General features: G+C 49.3%; 16 protein-coding genes, 1 pseudogene and 1 other annotated feature. Of the genes and pseudogenes, 7 read left to right on the top strand and 10 right to left on the bottom strand.

Translation table 11 applies throughout. The features are described from left to right. Positions 1-191: 191 nt before the first annotated feature. Positions 192-710, top strand: coding sequence for an N-acetyltransferase (locus tag B5066_RS11680; RefSeq protein ID WP_079476088.1), 519 nt, complete (start codon positions 192-194; stop codon positions 708-710). Between the two features lie 56 nt (positions 711-766). Here B5066_RS11680 and rpmF read toward each other — a convergent pair whose 3' ends face one another. Together rpmF and B5066_RS11670 are read right to left on the bottom strand one after the other, a co-directional pair. Beyond that, complete coding sequence (gene rpmF / locus B5066_RS11675; protein ID WP_079476087.1) at positions 767-940, bottom strand: 50S ribosomal protein L32; 174 nt, start codon at positions 938-940, stop codon at positions 767-769. Positions 941-994: 54 nt separating this feature from the next. After that, positions 995-1,537, bottom strand: coding sequence for a YceD family protein (locus B5066_RS11670; RefSeq protein WP_079476086.1), 543 nt, complete (start codon positions 1,535-1,537; stop codon positions 995-997). Positions 1,538-1,707: 170 nt separating this feature from the next. On the opposite strand from B5066_RS11670, the gene B5066_RS11665 reads away from it, so the two are divergent. Further along, positions 1,708-2,904 carry a nucleotidyltransferase gene (locus B5066_RS11665; RefSeq protein WP_079476085.1) on the top strand — a complete coding sequence of 399 codons (1,197 nt, stop codon included), beginning with the start codon at positions 1,708-1,710 and terminating at the stop codon, positions 2,902-2,904. A 9-nt stretch (positions 2,905-2,913) separates the two neighbouring features. Here B5066_RS11665 and B5066_RS11660 read toward each other — a convergent pair whose 3' ends face one another. The 5 genes from B5066_RS11660 to B5066_RS11640 all read right to left on the bottom strand — a co-directional run bounded on the left by B5066_RS11660 (position 2,914) and on the right by B5066_RS11640 (position 6,658). Beyond that, the gene (locus tag B5066_RS11660) at positions 2,914-3,963 is read right to left on the bottom strand and encodes a SepM family pheromone-processing serine protease (protein ID WP_179124097.1); all 1,050 of its coding nucleotides are present in this window, start codon (positions 3,961-3,963) and stop codon (positions 2,914-2,916) included. A 74-nt stretch (positions 3,964-4,037) separates the two neighbouring features. After that, positions 4,038-4,532: a pantetheine-phosphate adenylyltransferase gene (gene coaD, locus B5066_RS11655; RefSeq protein ID WP_079476083.1), complete on the bottom strand. Its 495-nt coding sequence runs from the start codon at positions 4,530-4,532 to the stop codon at positions 4,038-4,040. Beyond that, positions 4,522-5,094 carry a 16S rRNA (guanine(966)-N(2))-methyltransferase RsmD gene (rsmD, locus tag B5066_RS11650; RefSeq protein ID WP_079476082.1) on the bottom strand — a complete coding sequence of 191 codons (573 nt, stop codon included), beginning with the start codon at positions 5,092-5,094 and terminating at the stop codon, positions 4,522-4,524. Before rsmD ends, coaD begins: the two co-directional genes overlap by 11 nt. A 15-nt stretch (positions 5,095-5,109) precedes the next feature. Beyond that, on the bottom strand, positions 5,110-6,312 hold the full coding sequence (locus B5066_RS11645) for an MFS transporter (RefSeq protein WP_079476081.1): 1,203 nt from the start codon (positions 6,310-6,312) through the stop codon (positions 5,110-5,112). A gap of 73 nt (positions 6,313-6,385) precedes the next feature. Beyond that, complete coding sequence (locus tag B5066_RS11640; RefSeq protein ID WP_079476080.1) at positions 6,386-6,658, bottom strand: YlbG family protein; 273 nt, start codon at positions 6,656-6,658, stop codon at positions 6,386-6,388. An 81-nt stretch (positions 6,659-6,739) separates the two neighbouring features. Between B5066_RS11640 and B5066_RS11635 the strand changes: the two genes are divergently transcribed. After that, positions 6,740-8,236, top strand: a complete 1,497-nt coding sequence (locus B5066_RS11635) for a phytoene desaturase family protein (protein ID WP_179124096.1) — start codon at positions 6,740-6,742, stop codon at positions 8,234-8,236. On the opposite strand, the gene B5066_RS11630 is transcribed toward B5066_RS11635, so the two are convergent. Beyond that, positions 8,237-9,007 carry an SDR family NAD(P)-dependent oxidoreductase gene (locus B5066_RS11630; protein ID WP_079476078.1) on the bottom strand — a complete coding sequence of 257 codons (771 nt, stop codon included), beginning with the start codon at positions 9,005-9,007 and terminating at the stop codon, positions 8,237-8,239. Positions 9,008-9,092: 85 nt separating this feature from the next. After that, positions 9,093-9,295: a binding site (T-box leader), on the top strand. 54 nt (positions 9,296-9,349) lie between these two features. On the opposite strand from B5066_RS11630, the gene proB reads away from it, so the two are divergent. The 3 genes from proB to proC are packed head-to-tail and all read left to right on the top strand — an operon-like array spanning position 9,350 to position 12,557. Further along, complete coding sequence (proB, locus tag B5066_RS11625) at positions 9,350-10,465, top strand: glutamate 5-kinase (protein WP_079476077.1); 1,116 nt, start codon at positions 9,350-9,352, stop codon at positions 10,463-10,465. A gap of 2 nt (positions 10,466-10,467) precedes the next feature. After that, positions 10,468-11,730, top strand: coding sequence for a glutamate-5-semialdehyde dehydrogenase (locus B5066_RS11620; protein WP_079476076.1), 1,263 nt, complete (start codon positions 10,468-10,470; stop codon positions 11,728-11,730). Further along, positions 11,727-12,557 (top strand): pyrroline-5-carboxylate reductase, encoded by an 831-nt coding sequence (gene proC, locus B5066_RS11615; protein WP_079476075.1) that lies wholly within the window; start codon positions 11,727-11,729, stop codon positions 12,555-12,557. Before B5066_RS11620 ends, proC begins: the two co-directional genes overlap by 4 nt. A 38-nt stretch (positions 12,558-12,595) precedes the next feature. Here proC and B5066_RS11610 read toward each other — a convergent pair whose 3' ends face one another. Both B5066_RS11610 and B5066_RS17045 read right to left on the bottom strand, forming a co-directional pair. After that, positions 12,596-13,393, bottom strand: a complete 798-nt coding sequence (locus B5066_RS11610) for an NAD(P)/FAD-dependent oxidoreductase (protein WP_342351588.1) — start codon at positions 13,391-13,393, stop codon at positions 12,596-12,598. Further along, a pseudogene (locus B5066_RS17045) lies at positions 13,385-13,588 on the bottom strand (NAD(P)-binding protein); the annotation flags it as partial. The gene B5066_RS11610 and the pseudogene B5066_RS17045, both read right to left, overlap by 9 nt. An 87-nt stretch (positions 13,589-13,675) precedes the next feature. On the opposite strand from B5066_RS17045, the gene B5066_RS11605 reads away from it, so the two are divergent. After that, a complete protein-coding gene (locus tag B5066_RS11605) occupies positions 13,676-14,485 on the top strand; it encodes an ion transporter (protein ID WP_079476073.1) in 810 nt (269 codons plus the stop codon). The last annotated feature ends 13 nt before the right edge of the window (positions 14,486-14,498 follow it).

Raw genomic sequence — 14,498 nt, 5'->3', positions numbered from 1 at the left:
CATTTTCTTAACTCTATCACATTAAACCACAATACTATTAATGAATTATAGATGTCTCAAGCATTTTAGCATATCTCTTCTCTCCGGACTAGTAGCACCGCACGATCCAAACGGACGACTTTTCACTTTTCGACTTTAAGCGTTTTCGTGTATAATGAAGTTGGAAGTTATTAGTGAAGGAGGCCAATCGCATGAGTGGAATTGAAGTTGTACCATTACTCATAAACTACAAGACATTAGAAGAATTTCAAAACTTCAAAGAAGTTGGCGCTCAAGAGCTTTCTATGCAGGAAGAGCTCGAGGAAAACATCATGGAAAACGACATCCGTTCTCCATTTTACGGCATCTATTTTGGAGGCCGGCTGGTCGCACGTATGTGCTTATATACAATTACCGGCAAATATGACCGCTTTTTTGATCCTCCCCAGGACTACCTTGAACTCTGGAAGCTTGAAGTACTCGAGCCATACCAGGGACGTGGTTTTGGCGAAGAGCTTGTCAATTACGCAAAGAGCTTTGAGCTGCCGGTTAAAACAAACGCACGGCAGCGTTCAGATGATTTCTGGCTGAAAATGGGCTTTGAGCCCGCAGAATATAACCCGGTCAGGGACCGTGGCGAAAATCCATATGTCTGGTATCCAAAAGGGGTACAGCCGCAGAAAGCAGAGGAGCTAACTGCAGAACCACCGCTTTCTGACACTGAATCATAAGCAATGCCTTTCCGATATCATAAAAAAACAGGGCGCCGAAAACGGCACCCTGTTTTTTATTTTTCTACAACTGTTTCGCCTTTGTAAGAACCGCAGTTTCTGCACACACGGTGAGATAGTTTCTGCTCTCCGCATTGTTCACATTCTACCATACCTGGTACTGCTACTTTTTGATGAGCTCTGCGCATACGTTTACGGGTCTTAGAAGTACGTCTAAAAGGTACTGCCATGATTCCCACCTCCTTATAAGATAAAGATTATTTCAACCAGTGAATGATTTTGGATCAGCTGGAGCCTTTATCGAAATACTTCGATAAATCAGCCATTCTCGGATCAACTTTAGGAGCTTCCTGCTCCCGTTCCTTTATTAATTCATCCTCCGAGATTACCCGCCAGTCGTCTCCACTTTGAGGAGCAAGCGGCTCACCGTCCCCTTCTTTGGCGAAAACTCTGAAGGGCATTTCAAGGAAAATGTTTTCTTTAATATATGGGAGAAGATCGACAAAACCATCTTCTGGCTCGTGTTCATTAATGTTTTCTTCGTCCGCCGGCATACCGTCCAGCCGAAATGCTTCAAACATTTCCACATCAAACGGATGGTGGACATCCGCGAGCGTCCGTGCACATGGTAGTATCATTGTTCCTTTTAACCGCAGGCTTACATGGAAGGTTTCTTCAACGATCGATCCTTCGCCCTGAACCTGCACGGCACTGATATCCCTTAATTCTTTGTCACGCTCAATCATTTCTGATACATCTGCGCTGCCTTCAATGTTAAACGATTGTTCGTGCTTCTTTGAAAGTAACTGCTGGATACCCCATTTCATTGGATCCACCTCCAGACAACAAGAGTAATTATATCCATCGAAACGACCTTTGTCAATATTTTTTCTTTACAGTAAACCCTTTTGAACTCTCGAAAAACATCGTATCATGAATAAAGAAAAGAGAAAAGCGATATTTACCGAAAATACCCTAGTTGAAAGGCGGTCCTATCATGAATGTCTTAGGAATGGTTGTCGAATACAATCCTTTCCATAACGGCCACCTCTACCATCTCGAACAGGCCGGCACCCAAAGTAACGCGGATGTAGTCGTATGTATAATGAGCGGCCCTTTTCTCCAGCGGGGTGAACCAGCTCTCGTTCCTAAAAGAGAGCGGGCGGAAATGGCGCTCTCGAGCGGCGCCGACCTTGTTATTGAGCTTCCGTACATGTTCGCCTGCCAGCACGCCGACATATTTGCTGCGGGGGCTGTTTCCATCTGTAGAGAGCTTGGCATTACTCATTTGAACTTCGGGAGTGAACATGGAAAAGCTGCCCCATTTGTACAGCTTGTTGATTTCCTGCACACCCACAGGGGCCGTTTTGATGAGCGCGTCCGCTTTCATATTCAGGGAGGCTGCAGCTACGCCAAAGCAAACGAACTGGCATATAGAGACTTGGAGGCTCCGGGCTCGCTGCCGGACTTGAGCCAGCCAAACAATATCCTCGGCTTTCATTACACAAACGCTGCCGCCCGGATGTATCCCTCGCTTCACATAGGCACCATCAAACGTAAAAACGCTTCTTATCACGATATTTCTCCGCGGGATCCGTCTATCGCGAGCGCCACCAGTCTCCGGCACATGCTTGAAAGAAACGAAGATATCAGCGCTTATATCCCTGAGGCGTCCAGGCGTATTCTAGCCGGCCTTCCAGCCCTGCGCTATTGGGAGGATTACTTTTCAGTTCTACAGGCAAAAATGCTGACCATGCCCACCGCCGACCTTGCCTCTCTCTATGATATGTCCGAAGGCCTCCATCACCGCATGCAGCGCCTGATGAAAGAAGCAACCGGCTTCGGGCAGTGGCTGCAGCTGGTTAAAACGAAGCGCTATACTTTAACACGGCTGCAGCGCACCGCAGTACATCTATTGACCGGCCTTACAAAAGAGGAAGCTCACGCAGCCTCTGATGGCCAGCACGTTGATCACCTGAGGGTGCTCGGCATGAATGCACGGGGGAGAACTTATCTAAATAAAGCTAAAAAGAATATTTCTATCCCTCTTTACACAAAAATGACTAATAAAAAAACGCCGCAGCTGGCTGTGGGCGAAAGAGCTGATACTGCTTATGCGCTTTTGCTTCCACCTTCTGAAAGACAGAAAGAATGGCGGAGAGATTATGACCTTCCGCCCCTTCTGCTTTTTTAAGAATTGCTTTCAGCTTTTTTTTAAATCGTTTTTCAGATACTCCACTGCTTCCTCCAGCGTTGCCACTGGCACCACTTTCATATCACTGTTGATGCTTCGTGCCGTCTGCCTGGCAATTTCATAATTGGACGGAGAAGCCATGCCGGCATCCGGGGCAAAAAAGACATCTATGTCCTTTTTATCCGCTGCGACGATTTTTTTATCTATTCCGCCAATTGGGCCAACTTCACCCTGTTCATCAATGGTCCCGGTGCCGGCTATTTTTTTTCCGCCTGTAATATCTTCTTCTGTAAGCTGATTGTATACTTCAAGGGCAAACATCAAGCCGGCGGAGGGCCCACCTATGGAGCCTGCATCAATTGTGGCCTCTGGGTTAAGAGAAACGGACCTTTCTGTATAAGGATACAATATTCCAAGACCCGAGCTTTCTTCCTCCCCTGTCGAGGCCGGAAATGATTCCACAGCTATCTCTGCTTCCATCTGCTCTTTATTTCGCTGGAAGGCTATAGTTGCTTTCTCGCCGGTCTCTATGCCCTCAATCGCGTTGTTTAATTCCTCAAGTGTCTGAACCTCTCTGCCATTGACCGCCTGGATCAAGTCTCCTTCCTCGAGCTTTTCTGCCGCATCCATTCCATCAATAAAATCACTGGCCCTTACTCCGCGGTATTTTACATTCACTGTCTTTCCAGCCGCTTCATACGCTGCTATTTCTGCAGACTCCTGGGAGCTCTCCATCACCTGGCGCTGGCGTTCAAAAAATTCTTCCTCACTTTCATCTCCGAATTGGTAGGAATCCTTTGGGGAAAGCTCCCGGTAAGGAGAAAATACCGACCATAAAGCGAGCGCCGGGGTAGCTCCCTGCTGGTAAACAGTCGTTAAATACATCTCACCGGACTCCCCGGCTCCCTCCTCCACCTCTACAACGGAGGACAAGCTGGCCGCTGAGCCCGGCTGTATATAATAATACGGGAGAGGCGCCTGCGTTAATATAAGCACAACAGCTGCTATGACAGCCGCAGTAATAATCCGCCGCATTTTCCTGTTTCGGTTGTGATACATGGTCTTCATCCTTTATTAAACGATTATTCTTCATCATACGAAGGATGGCTGGAAATTTGCAACGAATCGCACTTCTACCCCCGGCTCTTTTTCTCAAACTGTTTCCGAAGTGCCTCCTCCACATGCGCAGGCACGAGGCCGGAAACGTCCGCTCCGTATTCCGCTACTTCTTTTACAATACTCGAGCTTAAATAAGAATACTGGTGATTTGTCATCATAAAAAAAGTCTCTACTCCGGGTTCAAGCTTTCTGTTAATTGAAGCCGCCTGCATTTCATACTCAAAATCAGACACAGCCCGGAGGCCTCTTACAATCGTATCGGCTTTCACTTCTTTTACATAGTCCACTAAGAGCCCGTGAAAAGCATCCACTTCCACGCCTGGCATGTGTTTGACCGATTCTTCAATTAATTTTACCCGTTGATCAATAGAGAAGAACGGCTCTTTTTTCCGGTTATGCAGCACCGCCACCACCACATGATCGAATACATTGTGTGCCCGTTCGATTATATCCAGATGGCCATTGGTAACCGGATCAAAGCTTCCTGGATAAATTGCCTTACTCGCCATTTTCAGGACCTCCCGTCAGCTGCAATATTGTAAGCGTTGTGTCACCATAATTTTTTTCTGCGAAAACCGACAGTCGTTCGTCAAACGCTGCCGCTTTTGCTGCGGCGTGTTCCCATATCAGCATGCCGTTTTCCTTTAACATCGAGCAGTTCAACAGCTTTCCTACTAGCTGTTCTGCTTTTTCTTCTGCGTAAGGAGGATCGAAGAACACTAAATCGAAACTACGCCCCCGGCTTTCCAAACGATCGATTGCCTTAGAAGCTTCTGAACGATAAACTTCCGCCCGCTCGCCAAGGTTCAAAGCATCAATATTGCTCCGGACTGTCTTGACGGCGGTTTGAGCTTTGTCGACAAAAACAGCCGAGCTGCAGCCTCTGCTCAGCGCTTCAATTCCGAGATTTCCGGTTCCTGCAAATAAATCGAGCACCGTTTCCCCATCAGAAAAAAACGGGCCAAGCTTATGAAACAACGCCTCCTTCACTTTATCAGAAGTCGGCCGGGTGCCGGTTCCAGGAACGGCTTTCAGCCGGCGCCCTTTAAAATCTCCTGCTATCACTCTCATACCTTTCGCCTCACTCTACGATTCTGTGCGCTGTGCCAGCTTTGGAAGTACTTTTGCATACATGACAAAAGCGGCAGCTCCCAGTATGGCAGCGCTAATTAAAAATAGGCCGCGCATGCCGAGAGCGGCGCTGATTAAGCCCCCGGCCGCCGGCCCGAGCATGTTTCCAAGAAACAAGAAGCTGTTGGAAAAGCCGTAGGCCCGGCTCTCCATTCCCTGCGGGGACAGCTGCCGGATTAGCGTGTTAGCTGCCGGCAGCAGTCCGCCAAGACACAAGCCGACCAAAAAACGCGCCACGATCAGCTGCCAAAGGTTGGTAACAAAAGCCTGCGGAATAGAAAGGAGCACAGCACCGATTAACGAACCGAACAGCACATACTGGGCTCCTCTTGTATCACTGAGTTTGCCAAGCTTGGGCGAAGCAAGCATATTCGCCACCCCCAGGGAAGCTACGGCCAGTCCGGCATAGAAAGCATTTTCCTCTCTGCCGCTCAGCTCCCCGACAAACACGGAAATAAGCGGGTTGACCCCGATCAGCGCAAATTGCACGAGAAAAATAACAGTGTACAGGGGGATCATCATCGGCTGTACACCTGCGATTTTTTTGAAATCATCGCTCGTTTTCGTTTTCTCCGCCTTTTCCGGCTTCTCGAAGTCTTCTTTCACTAAAAACAAAACGGCTACCGCAGCTACGGCGATACCGAGCCCGGTAATGTTAAATATGGCCCGGAAGCCAAACGCGTCTGCTAGAAGACCGCCGATCAGCGGCCCACAAATTGTTCCTGCCACCGTGCCTGACTGCAGCAATCCAAGCGCCCTGCCTGCGTATTCTTTAGGCGTATTTGTAGACACAAGCGCAATCGAAGCAGGAATAAAACCGCTAATCGTGCCATTTAGCATTCTCAGAAAAAAAAGACTCCATGGGCCGGTAGCAAATCCCATCAGTACCATTACTATGGCCATGCCGAATCCCGAACGGAGCACCATCAGCTTACGGCCCTGTCTGTCAGCAATTTTACCCCAGAGCGGGGCAAACAAAAAAGCTGTTAAAAAATTAACGCCAAAAATAACGCCTGACCAGATACTTATCTGCCCAGGATCTGTCACTCCGAGTTCCTGCAGATACAGCGGCAGGAATGGAACGATCATCGTCATGGCTGCCATCACAAAAAATTGGGCGGCCATTAATATATATAAATTTTTTCTCCATTTTACCATTAGAGAGGTCCCTTCTTTCTGCCTCCCCTATTATAAAACAGCGTTCCCAATGGGACAATAAAAGTCAATTTATTTATATCCCGATACTGTCATCCTGCGGTTGGCTTTCTTTTTCAACTTTATGGTATTCTAGCGGAATAAATGGTTTTTCCGACCGTTCCACCCTTTCTACAAAACCAAGGTTTCCCAGCTGACTTATGACCATTTCCGCATTTTCCTGATCCACATATAAAACTGCGTATTTCATTTGTTTGGAAACGTAATGCACTAACCCGTACTTTCTCAGCTGCCTCGCCTGTTTGACGGATTTAATCCAAACGGCTACCCCGATTCTCGGCTGATGCATGAAAGCACATCCTTTCGCGTGATTTTCGTTAAGTCTAGCATGCCGGAGGAAAAAAGAGCAATGCTGGCAAGGAGGAGTAACATGAGCCAACCATCTGTAATAATTATTGGCGGAGGCTTCGGCGGACTTACGGCATCTGCTCTGCTCGCCTGCCATCACTATAATGTCACTTTATTTGAAGCTTCCAACGAATGGGGAGGGTGTGCCGGAAAGTTTACGCACAAGCCTCATCTGTTTCCAGTCGGGGCTACACTCGGGCTGGGCCTGCAGCAGCCAGACGGCCTTCATTACCGCGTCTTCAACTACCTGAAGGAGCCGCTCCCAGAACATGTGGGCCTTGAGACCATTATGCAGGTACACGCTCCTTCTTTTTCTCTTCCGTTGTATTCTTCACGGGAAAAACATATCGATACTCTTTGCCGGTTGTTCCCTTCCTCGGCAGATGGCATCCGCTCGCTATACCGTTATATTTCCCGAGTCGGGGAGGAACTCCGGAAGCTGATCCATCACCTTCCGGTTCTTCCCATGCAGAAGCCCGCAGATTTCATCCGCTCGGTCCGGGCACTCAGACCCGGCATTCTCGGCGCTGTCCGCTGGCTTGCCGCCTCTACTGAAGATGTGCTGCGGCATTACCGTCTGCAGGACACCGAGGTGCACCAGTATATTGACGGGCAGCTTCTGGACAGCCTGCAGACAAGCAGCCGCCACGCTCCTGCCTTGCTTGGATTGTACGCCCTCGATTTATACCATCAGGGAGCTTCTTATGTATATGGCGGGCTGTACCGCATGGCCGAGCAGTTAAAAGAAGCAGCCGAACGCCACAGCGCCTCGATGCAGAAACGCCGCCGCATTCAGGCGGTGGAAAGAAACAGCGACGGCACCTGGACAGCTATCGATCATCGGGAACGAAGAACCACTGCCGATCATCTGGTGTTAAACATCCCAGTCCAGGCCGCGCTCCCGCTTTTTCACCCTAAAGAGCGAAACCAGTTTACCCGTCGCTGGCAGACCAAATCCGAAACGCCGATCTGGAGCACGTTTTCCATGTACGGAGTCTGCGAGCCCTCCGCTCCTCCCTCAGCGTTGTTTCATCAATTGCTTTGGGACCAGAACATTCCCGGCATTTCGAGCCATTTGTTTTATTCATTATCAGCACCGGATGACCGCACCCGGGCCCCCGAAGGTGAGCGTACGTTTACCGTTTCCACTCATACGCCGCCCGAGTTCTGGGAAGATCTTTCTTTATATGAAGAAAAAAAGTCAGCAGCCACCAGGGCGCTTGTAGAAAAAATCCAGGAAGCCGGCCTGCCTGTCCAGCCTGAGCGGGTCCTGCCCGGTGCTCCGCATGCCTGGGAGCGATACATTAAACGTCCCCGCGGCATGGTCGGCGGCTTTCCACAGACGAGAAGGGATACGTTTTTTTACCCATTATCCCATCGTTCTCCCCTTGAAAACGTATGGTTCTGCGGAGACTCTATTTTTCCGGGAGCGAGTACCATGGCCGTGACCATGAGCGGTATCCATGTGTTTGAATCAATCAGCGGGCAGTCGTTTGCCGCTCTTGAACGAAAGCAGTAGTCATTTGCGGTAAAACTGCTTTCGTCCAACTTTTTCCACCGCCGACGGCCACAGCTGATAAAGCGCACTGAGCATTCCCATCCAGCGGGGCATAAAAACTGTACGCTTTGGCTGCTCCACTAGCTGCACAAGCCTACCAGCCACTTTCTCCGGGGCCAGGGCGAGCTGCTCGACCGAACGCTTATATCTCCCGCTTGGATCGGCGCGGTCATGGAAATCGGTTTTTACCGGTCCGGTATTTAACACTGAAACCCGTATTCCGCTCTCCGCGGTTTCGAGCCGCAGCGCTTCTGCAAACCCAATTACTGCACGCTTGCTGGCCGCATAAACGGTCGCTTTTGGAGTGCCGATAATGCCCGCGGTTGAACCTGTGAATATGATATGCCCGCCGGCCTGTTTTAATTCAGGAAGCAGTGCCTGCGTGATAGCAATGTTTCCTTTTACGTTTGTATTTATCATCTGCTCCCAGTCTTTTATACTCAATTGCTCCAGCTCCCCGAATTTCCCAGTGCCGGCATTATTGATAAGGACGTCCGGTTTTCCGTGAACAGCGGTTATTTTTTTCATTTCTTCTGCTGCATCTTCAATTATTTCTACATCCATTGTCCAGGCGATAAATTCCCCGGGGTGAGCCTCCCACTCTACTGCTGCGGCTTGCAGTTTCTGCGTGTTTCTTCCTATGCCTATTACTTTCTCTCCATTTTGCACGAGCTTTTCTGCTGTTTTTCTGCCGATGCCGCTGCTTGCTCCTGTTAGTATAATTGTTTTCAATCATTCTTCCTCCCCTCTGGTGTATTAAAACTTGACAAACCACCCGGCTCTTCACATAATAGTAATCACAAATAAGCTGAATAGTGCAAAAGCTGTGAAACGGAAATAGTAGGACAAAGCACCGACAGAGAGCATAGCCATGAGCTGAAAGCTATGCCGGAATTTGTTTTGCCTGAACCTGTCCGTGAGCTTCCTTTAGGACGCAGCCCTGCGTTAATGGGCATGAGCGGAAAAGACAAAGTCTTTTCAACTAAAGGTGGTACCGCGGATAACTCTTTCGTCCTTTTACAGGCGAAAGAGTTTTTTATATGCACCCAGTACGAATAAAGACAGGTGGTTCCAATGAAAAAAGAACGGGTCGTTGTTAAAATCGGAAGCAGTTCTTTAACAAATCAGCAGGGAAGTTTAAGCAGGGAAAAGCTGAAGCAGTACGCAGATGAAATCATCCAGCTCCGCCAGGCGGGAAATGAAGTCGTGTTGATCAGCTCCGGCGCGGTCGCTGCCGGCTTTTACGATCTCGGCTACCCGTCCCGGCCGGTTACCACTGCCGGCAAACAGGCTGCGGCCGCTGTCGGCCAAAGTCAGCTGATGCAGGCATATAACGAAGAATTTAGCAGAGTAAACATTGCCTGCGGGCAGTTGCTTTTAACCCGGGAGAATTTCGCCAATCACAGCCAGTACCAAAACGCCCACTCCACGATCACCGAGCTGCTTCACCGCCAGGTACTTCCTATTATCAACGAAAACGATTCTATTGCTGTTGATGAACTTACTTTCGGGGATAATGACATGCTGTCCGCGCTTGTAGCAGGGCTTGTACATGCAGATACACTGCTGATATTAACAGACATTAACGGGATTTACGACAAGAATCCAAACGAAGACCAGGGGGCCAAAAAATATCATTTCATCCCGGCCATTACGAATGACCTGATGGACCAGGCCGGAGAAACCAGCTCTTCTGTAGGAACCGGCGGTATGCGTTCCAAATTAAAAGCAGCCGGCACCGCTCTCCGTCTGGGCACCCGGGTGTTTGTCGGCAGGCTCAGCAGCGGACACCGACTTGAAGACGTCCTTAGCGGCAAAGGGGACGGCACCTATATAGGCGTGCCCGGCGGGGACGTTTTAAACAATAAAAAACAATGGATCGGTCTCCATTCCGTTACCGCGGGCGCTGTAGTGGTCGATGACGGAGCGGCAAAAGCGCTGCTGCGTTCAGGCAAAAGCCTTCTCCCTGCCGGTATCGTCGATGTGCAGGGCCACTTTTCAGCCGGCAACGTTGTTGATGTGTTCGACCAGAAAGATAACCTGCTCGGCCGGGGACAGGTCAACATGAGTGCCGAGGAGCTCCAGGCTGTGAAAGGGAAATCCACGGCCGAGGCTGCATCCTTTACGTCAACGTCGAAATCAGAAGTCATTCACCGGGATAACTGGATTACTACCGTAAGGGAGAGATAAACATGGAACAAACACAAATCAGTACTCAAATGCGGGTGCAGGGAGAAGCAGCTAAAAAAGCAGCTAAACGTGTCGCTACTGCTTCCACCGAAGAAAAAAACAAGGCGCTTTCACTTATCGCTGACGAACTTGAAACGCGGGAAACTTTTATTCTTGAAGCAAACGCCAAGGATCTCGAAGCAGGAAGAAAAAACGGCTTGTCCTCCGCCCTGCTTGACCGGCTCACGCTCGACTCCGGGCGTATTGCAGGGATGGCTGACGGATGCCGGCAGATTGCTTCTCTTGAAGACCCTATTGGCGAAACTATTGAATCCTGGACCCGGCCGAACGGTCTGAAATTGGAAAGCGTCCGGGTGCCGCTCGGTGTCATTGGCATGATTTACGAAGCCCGGCCGAATGTAACAGCGGACGCAGCCGCCCTTGCTCTAAAAACCGGCAACGGAGTTCTTTTACGTGGCAGCTCTTCCGCTTTTCGATCGAACCAGGCAGTCATGGACGCTATTTGGGAGGCTCTGGCAAAAACCTCTCTTCCGAAAGAAGCGGTTCAGCTCGCCTCCGACACGTCAAGGGAAGCGGCCGCGACGATGTTTCAAATGAATGATTACCTGGACGTTTTGATTCCGCGCGGAGGCGCCAATCTAATAAAAACCGTGGTGGATCAGTCGACTGTGCCTGTCCTTGAAACCGGCGTCGGCAACTGCCATATTTTTATTGATGACAGCGCCGTGGCTGATAAAGCAGTTCAGATTGCCATTAATGCCAAAACGCAGCGTCCTTCTGTCTGTAACGCAGCTGAAACCCTCCTTGTGCATGAGGCATGGCTTGAGGCTCACGGAAAAGCCCTTGTCCATGCGCTGCTCGCCCACGGGGTTACTATCCGGGGAGACGCTTCAGTGCAAAAGCTGCACGGCGATGTGGAGCCTGCAGCCGACGAGGATTGGAACACTGAATATCTGGATATGATAGTCTCGATGAAAACCGTAAAGAGCACCGAAGAGGCTATCGAGCATATCAATATGTTCACGACGTATCACTCCGAAGCAATCCTTACAGAGTCCGAGGAAAATAAACGGATGTTTTTCCAACAGATCGATGCAGCGGCGCTTTATCATAACGCCTCTACCCGATTCACCGATGGGTTTGAATTTGGCTTCGGGGCCGAGATCGGCGTCAGCACTCAAAAGCTGCATGCCCGAGGACCAATGGGACTAAAAGCGATCACTTCCTACAAATATTTAATTCACGGAGATGGACAGATTAAATGATGACAAAAACTAATCTACAGCAGAAAACAATTGCTTTTATCGGCTCCGGCTCGATGGCGGAGGCTATATTTTCCGGTCTTCTGCGCCACGAGCTGGTCAAACCGGCAAACGTGCTTGGGACGGTAAAAACCTCTGCTGATAAGCAGGAGCGGCTGAAAAAGCAGTACGGTATTCAGGTAAAAACTGATAATAAAGAGGCGGTAAAGGCGGCAGACGTCGTCGTTCTGGCCGTTAAGCCGAAAGACGCCGAAGCAGTCATTCAGTCATTCGCCGAGGAGCTAACAAAAGATAAGCTAGTGATCAGCGTTCTGGCCGGCATTTCCTTAAATAATCTGGAAGCTTTCGCTGGCAAAGAGGTGCCGGTAGTGCGTTCAATGCCAAACACGTCTGCGCACGTCGGTGCTTCGACAACAGCTATATGCGCCGGCTCCTATGCTACTGACGAAGATCTCGATCTTGCGGAATCGTTGTTTCAGGTAGTCGGCAGCGTACACACAATTTCTGAAGAGGATATTGACGGCTTCACCGCGATTGCCGGCAGCGGACCTGCCTATTTTTATTATTTCCTTGAAGCTATGGAGCAGATGGCGGCTGAAGCTGGCTTCCCGCCGGAGGAAGCAAAAAATATTATCGCTCATACGATAGAAGGAGCGGCTTATCGCTACCTTGATTCCGATAAAAAACCGCACGAACTGTACCAGGAGGTACTGAGTCCAAACGGGGTGACTGAAGCGGCGTTTACCCACCTGGAAAAACACAGAGTGCAAAAGCATTTTTTAGAAGCCATGAAAGAGGCTTCCAGGCGATCCGGGTCCATCGGTGATTAAAAGCAGAAAGCAGGAGCCGGCTCCCGGTTCCTGCTTTTTTATTGAAGCAGCGATACAATTTTTTTCGCTGCATCCTTTCCGCTTAAAACGGCCCCTTCCACTTTTCCTTCACCAAATGCATCCCCGGCAAATGCAAGAGGATAAGGATCATCATAGCTTCGTGAATGATTTGGGTACATATGCACCGGCTTCGCATACCTCCATCGCTTTGGGTGGAGCTTCAGTACCTTTTCCCGGTCCAGCAGCGGCCCGGCGATGCGGCACAGCTCTTCAGCAAAAGCTTCGCCGCTGTCGTTCCAGTGCTCCCTCGACCATTCTCCTTCTGCATGCACCGTAAGTACGCAGGTTTCGGAAATGCCTTTTTGCTGATTACAGCCGATAAACTGAATTCTTGGATCCTTTGTCTGGATGCCCCCCGGAACCTGAAGAGGGCTTTCCCCTTCATATTCAATCATTACAGCCAGGCACGGGTCGTATTGAATTGAGGAAAGATTCTTTTCCCAAAGGCGCTCCCCGGGCACGTTTTGCAGCATATCAAGGGATTGCGGCACCGGGGGAGTTAAAAGTACAGCTCGCGCTTCCATTTGATTAGTTTCTGTACGAAGTATCCAGCCTTCTTTCCCGGGCACGATAGCAGTAATTTTTGTTTCTTTTTCTATCGTTTTCCCTTTCCATAAATTTTTCATCAACGGAGCCATCCCAGCGTTACCTACGTATCTCGGGTGCCCGTCTCCTTGAAAATGCTGCTCTTGTTCAAGGTTTTCCAGCTGAATAAAGCCGTTACTCCAGTTGCGTATGTATTTCGCGCCCTCCCATTCCTTTGCTATTTCACGCATAGATTGACTTCTGGCGGTGAAGAACTGGGCGCCATGGTCCGCACGCCCGTCGTTCAATCTTCTTGTTGCCATTCTGCCCCCGACTCCTCTGCTTTTTTCGACCACCATAGTGCCCAGGCCGTGCTTTTCAAGTTCCCGGTTCGCGCTCCATCCGGCGAGACCGGCACCGACAATAATGACATCTGGATTCATATAACTCCTCCTCTTAAAGCTATTTCTTTTCTTTACCTGCTATTTTTTGTACAATCAAAACGGTTCACATCTTTTTAAAGGAGTCCACCTATGAGCGAGATATCTACCTTTACCCGTTTTCGGCAGCGTTTAGCTGTCATTTTAAATCAGCCGGTTTTCACTGCCATTGTAACGACACTTATATTATTCAATGCCCTGCTCGTAGGTCTTGAAACTTCCGAAGCATTATACAACCGCTACGAAAATACGTTTTCAGTATTAAATTACGTACTTCTCTGGCTGTTTACCATTGAGGTTATCATCCGGTTTCTTGGTGTCTTTCCTTCCTACAATTTTTTCCGGTCTCCCTGGAACTGGTTTGATTTTTTCATTGTAGCGGCCGGCCATATTTTTGCCGGCTCCGCTTTCATCACCGTCCTTCGGGTGCTGCGGGTGCTCCGGGTGCTGCGCGCTATCACGGTTGTCCCTTCCCTGCGCCGGCTTGTAGATGCTCTGCTTCGTACCATTCCCTCTTTAGGAAATATTATGATTTTGATGAGCATTATTTTTTACGTTTATGCTGTAATCGGTACGATGCTTTACCGCGACACCGCCCCTGCTTATTTCGGTGATATTTTCCAGTCCCTGCTGACGTTATTTCAGGTGGTCACATTGGAGTCATGGGCAAGCGCGGTCATGCGCCCAATTGCAGAAACTAATCCATTGAGCTGGATTTATTTTGTCTCTTTCGTACTCGTTGGAACGTTCGTGGTGTTCAACTTGTTTGTAGGCGTTATTGTCAGTAACGTCGAAAAAGCTGAAGCCGAAGAAAGCGAGGACAAGCTAAAAAAACAGCTTGATCACATGGAGAGCGAACTGTATGATATTAAACAGCTTCTAAAAGAAAAGCATAAGGATTAATCGGTTTTCATAT

The sequence above is a fragment of the Marinococcus halophilus genome (genome assembly GCF_900166605.1).
In the GTDB taxonomy this organism is placed as follows: Bacteria; Bacillota; Bacilli; order Bacillales; family Marinococcaceae; genus Marinococcus; species Marinococcus halophilus.
Note: the sequence above shows the minus strand (reverse complement) of the source record. Positions and strands in the feature narration are given on the sequence as shown.

What these genes read in the sequence shown, in the direction of transcription:
- B5066_RS11680 (WP_079476088.1), top strand. Translation starts at nt 192, where the DNA reads ATGAGTGGAATTGAAGTTGTACCATTACTCATAAACTACAAGACATTA.
- rpmF (WP_079476087.1), bottom strand. Translation starts at nt 940, where the DNA reads ATGGCAGTACCTTTTAGACGTACTTCTAAGACCCGTAAACGTATGCGC.
- B5066_RS11670 (WP_079476086.1), bottom strand. Translation starts at nt 1,537, where the DNA reads ATGAAATGGGGTATCCAGCAGTTACTTTCAAAGAAGCACGAACAATCG.
- B5066_RS11665 (WP_079476085.1), top strand. Translation starts at nt 1,708, where the DNA reads ATGAATGTCTTAGGAATGGTTGTCGAATACAATCCTTTCCATAACGGC.
- B5066_RS11660 (WP_179124097.1), bottom strand. Translation starts at nt 3,963, where the DNA reads ATGTATCACAACCGAAACAGGAAAATGCGGCGGATTATTACTGCGGCT.
- coaD (WP_079476083.1), bottom strand. Translation starts at nt 4,532, where the DNA reads ATGGCGAGTAAGGCAATTTATCCAGGAAGCTTTGATCCGGTTACCAAT.
- rsmD (WP_079476082.1), bottom strand. Translation starts at nt 5,094, where the DNA reads ATGAGAGTGATAGCAGGAGATTTTAAAGGGCGCCGGCTGAAAGCCGTT.
- B5066_RS11645 (WP_079476081.1), bottom strand. Translation starts at nt 6,312, where the DNA reads ATGGTAAAATGGAGAAAAAATTTATATATATTAATGGCCGCCCAATTT.
- B5066_RS11640 (WP_079476080.1), bottom strand. Translation starts at nt 6,658, where the DNA reads ATGCATCAGCCGAGAATCGGGGTAGCCGTTTGGATTAAATCCGTCAAA.
- B5066_RS11635 (WP_179124096.1), top strand. Translation starts at nt 6,740, where the DNA reads ATGAGCCAACCATCTGTAATAATTATTGGCGGAGGCTTCGGCGGACTT.
- proB (WP_079476077.1), top strand. Translation starts at nt 9,350, where the DNA reads ATGAAAAAAGAACGGGTCGTTGTTAAAATCGGAAGCAGTTCTTTAACA.
- B5066_RS11620 (WP_079476076.1), top strand. Translation starts at nt 10,468, where the DNA reads ATGGAACAAACACAAATCAGTACTCAAATGCGGGTGCAGGGAGAAGCA.
- proC (WP_079476075.1), top strand. Translation starts at nt 11,727, where the DNA reads ATGATGACAAAAACTAATCTACAGCAGAAAACAATTGCTTTTATCGGC.
- B5066_RS11610 (WP_342351588.1), bottom strand. Translation starts at nt 13,393, where the DNA reads ATGCGTGAAATAGCAAAGGAATGGGAGGGCGCGAAATACATACGCAAC.
- B5066_RS11605 (WP_079476073.1), top strand. Translation starts at nt 13,676, where the DNA reads ATGAGCGAGATATCTACCTTTACCCGTTTTCGGCAGCGTTTAGCTGTC.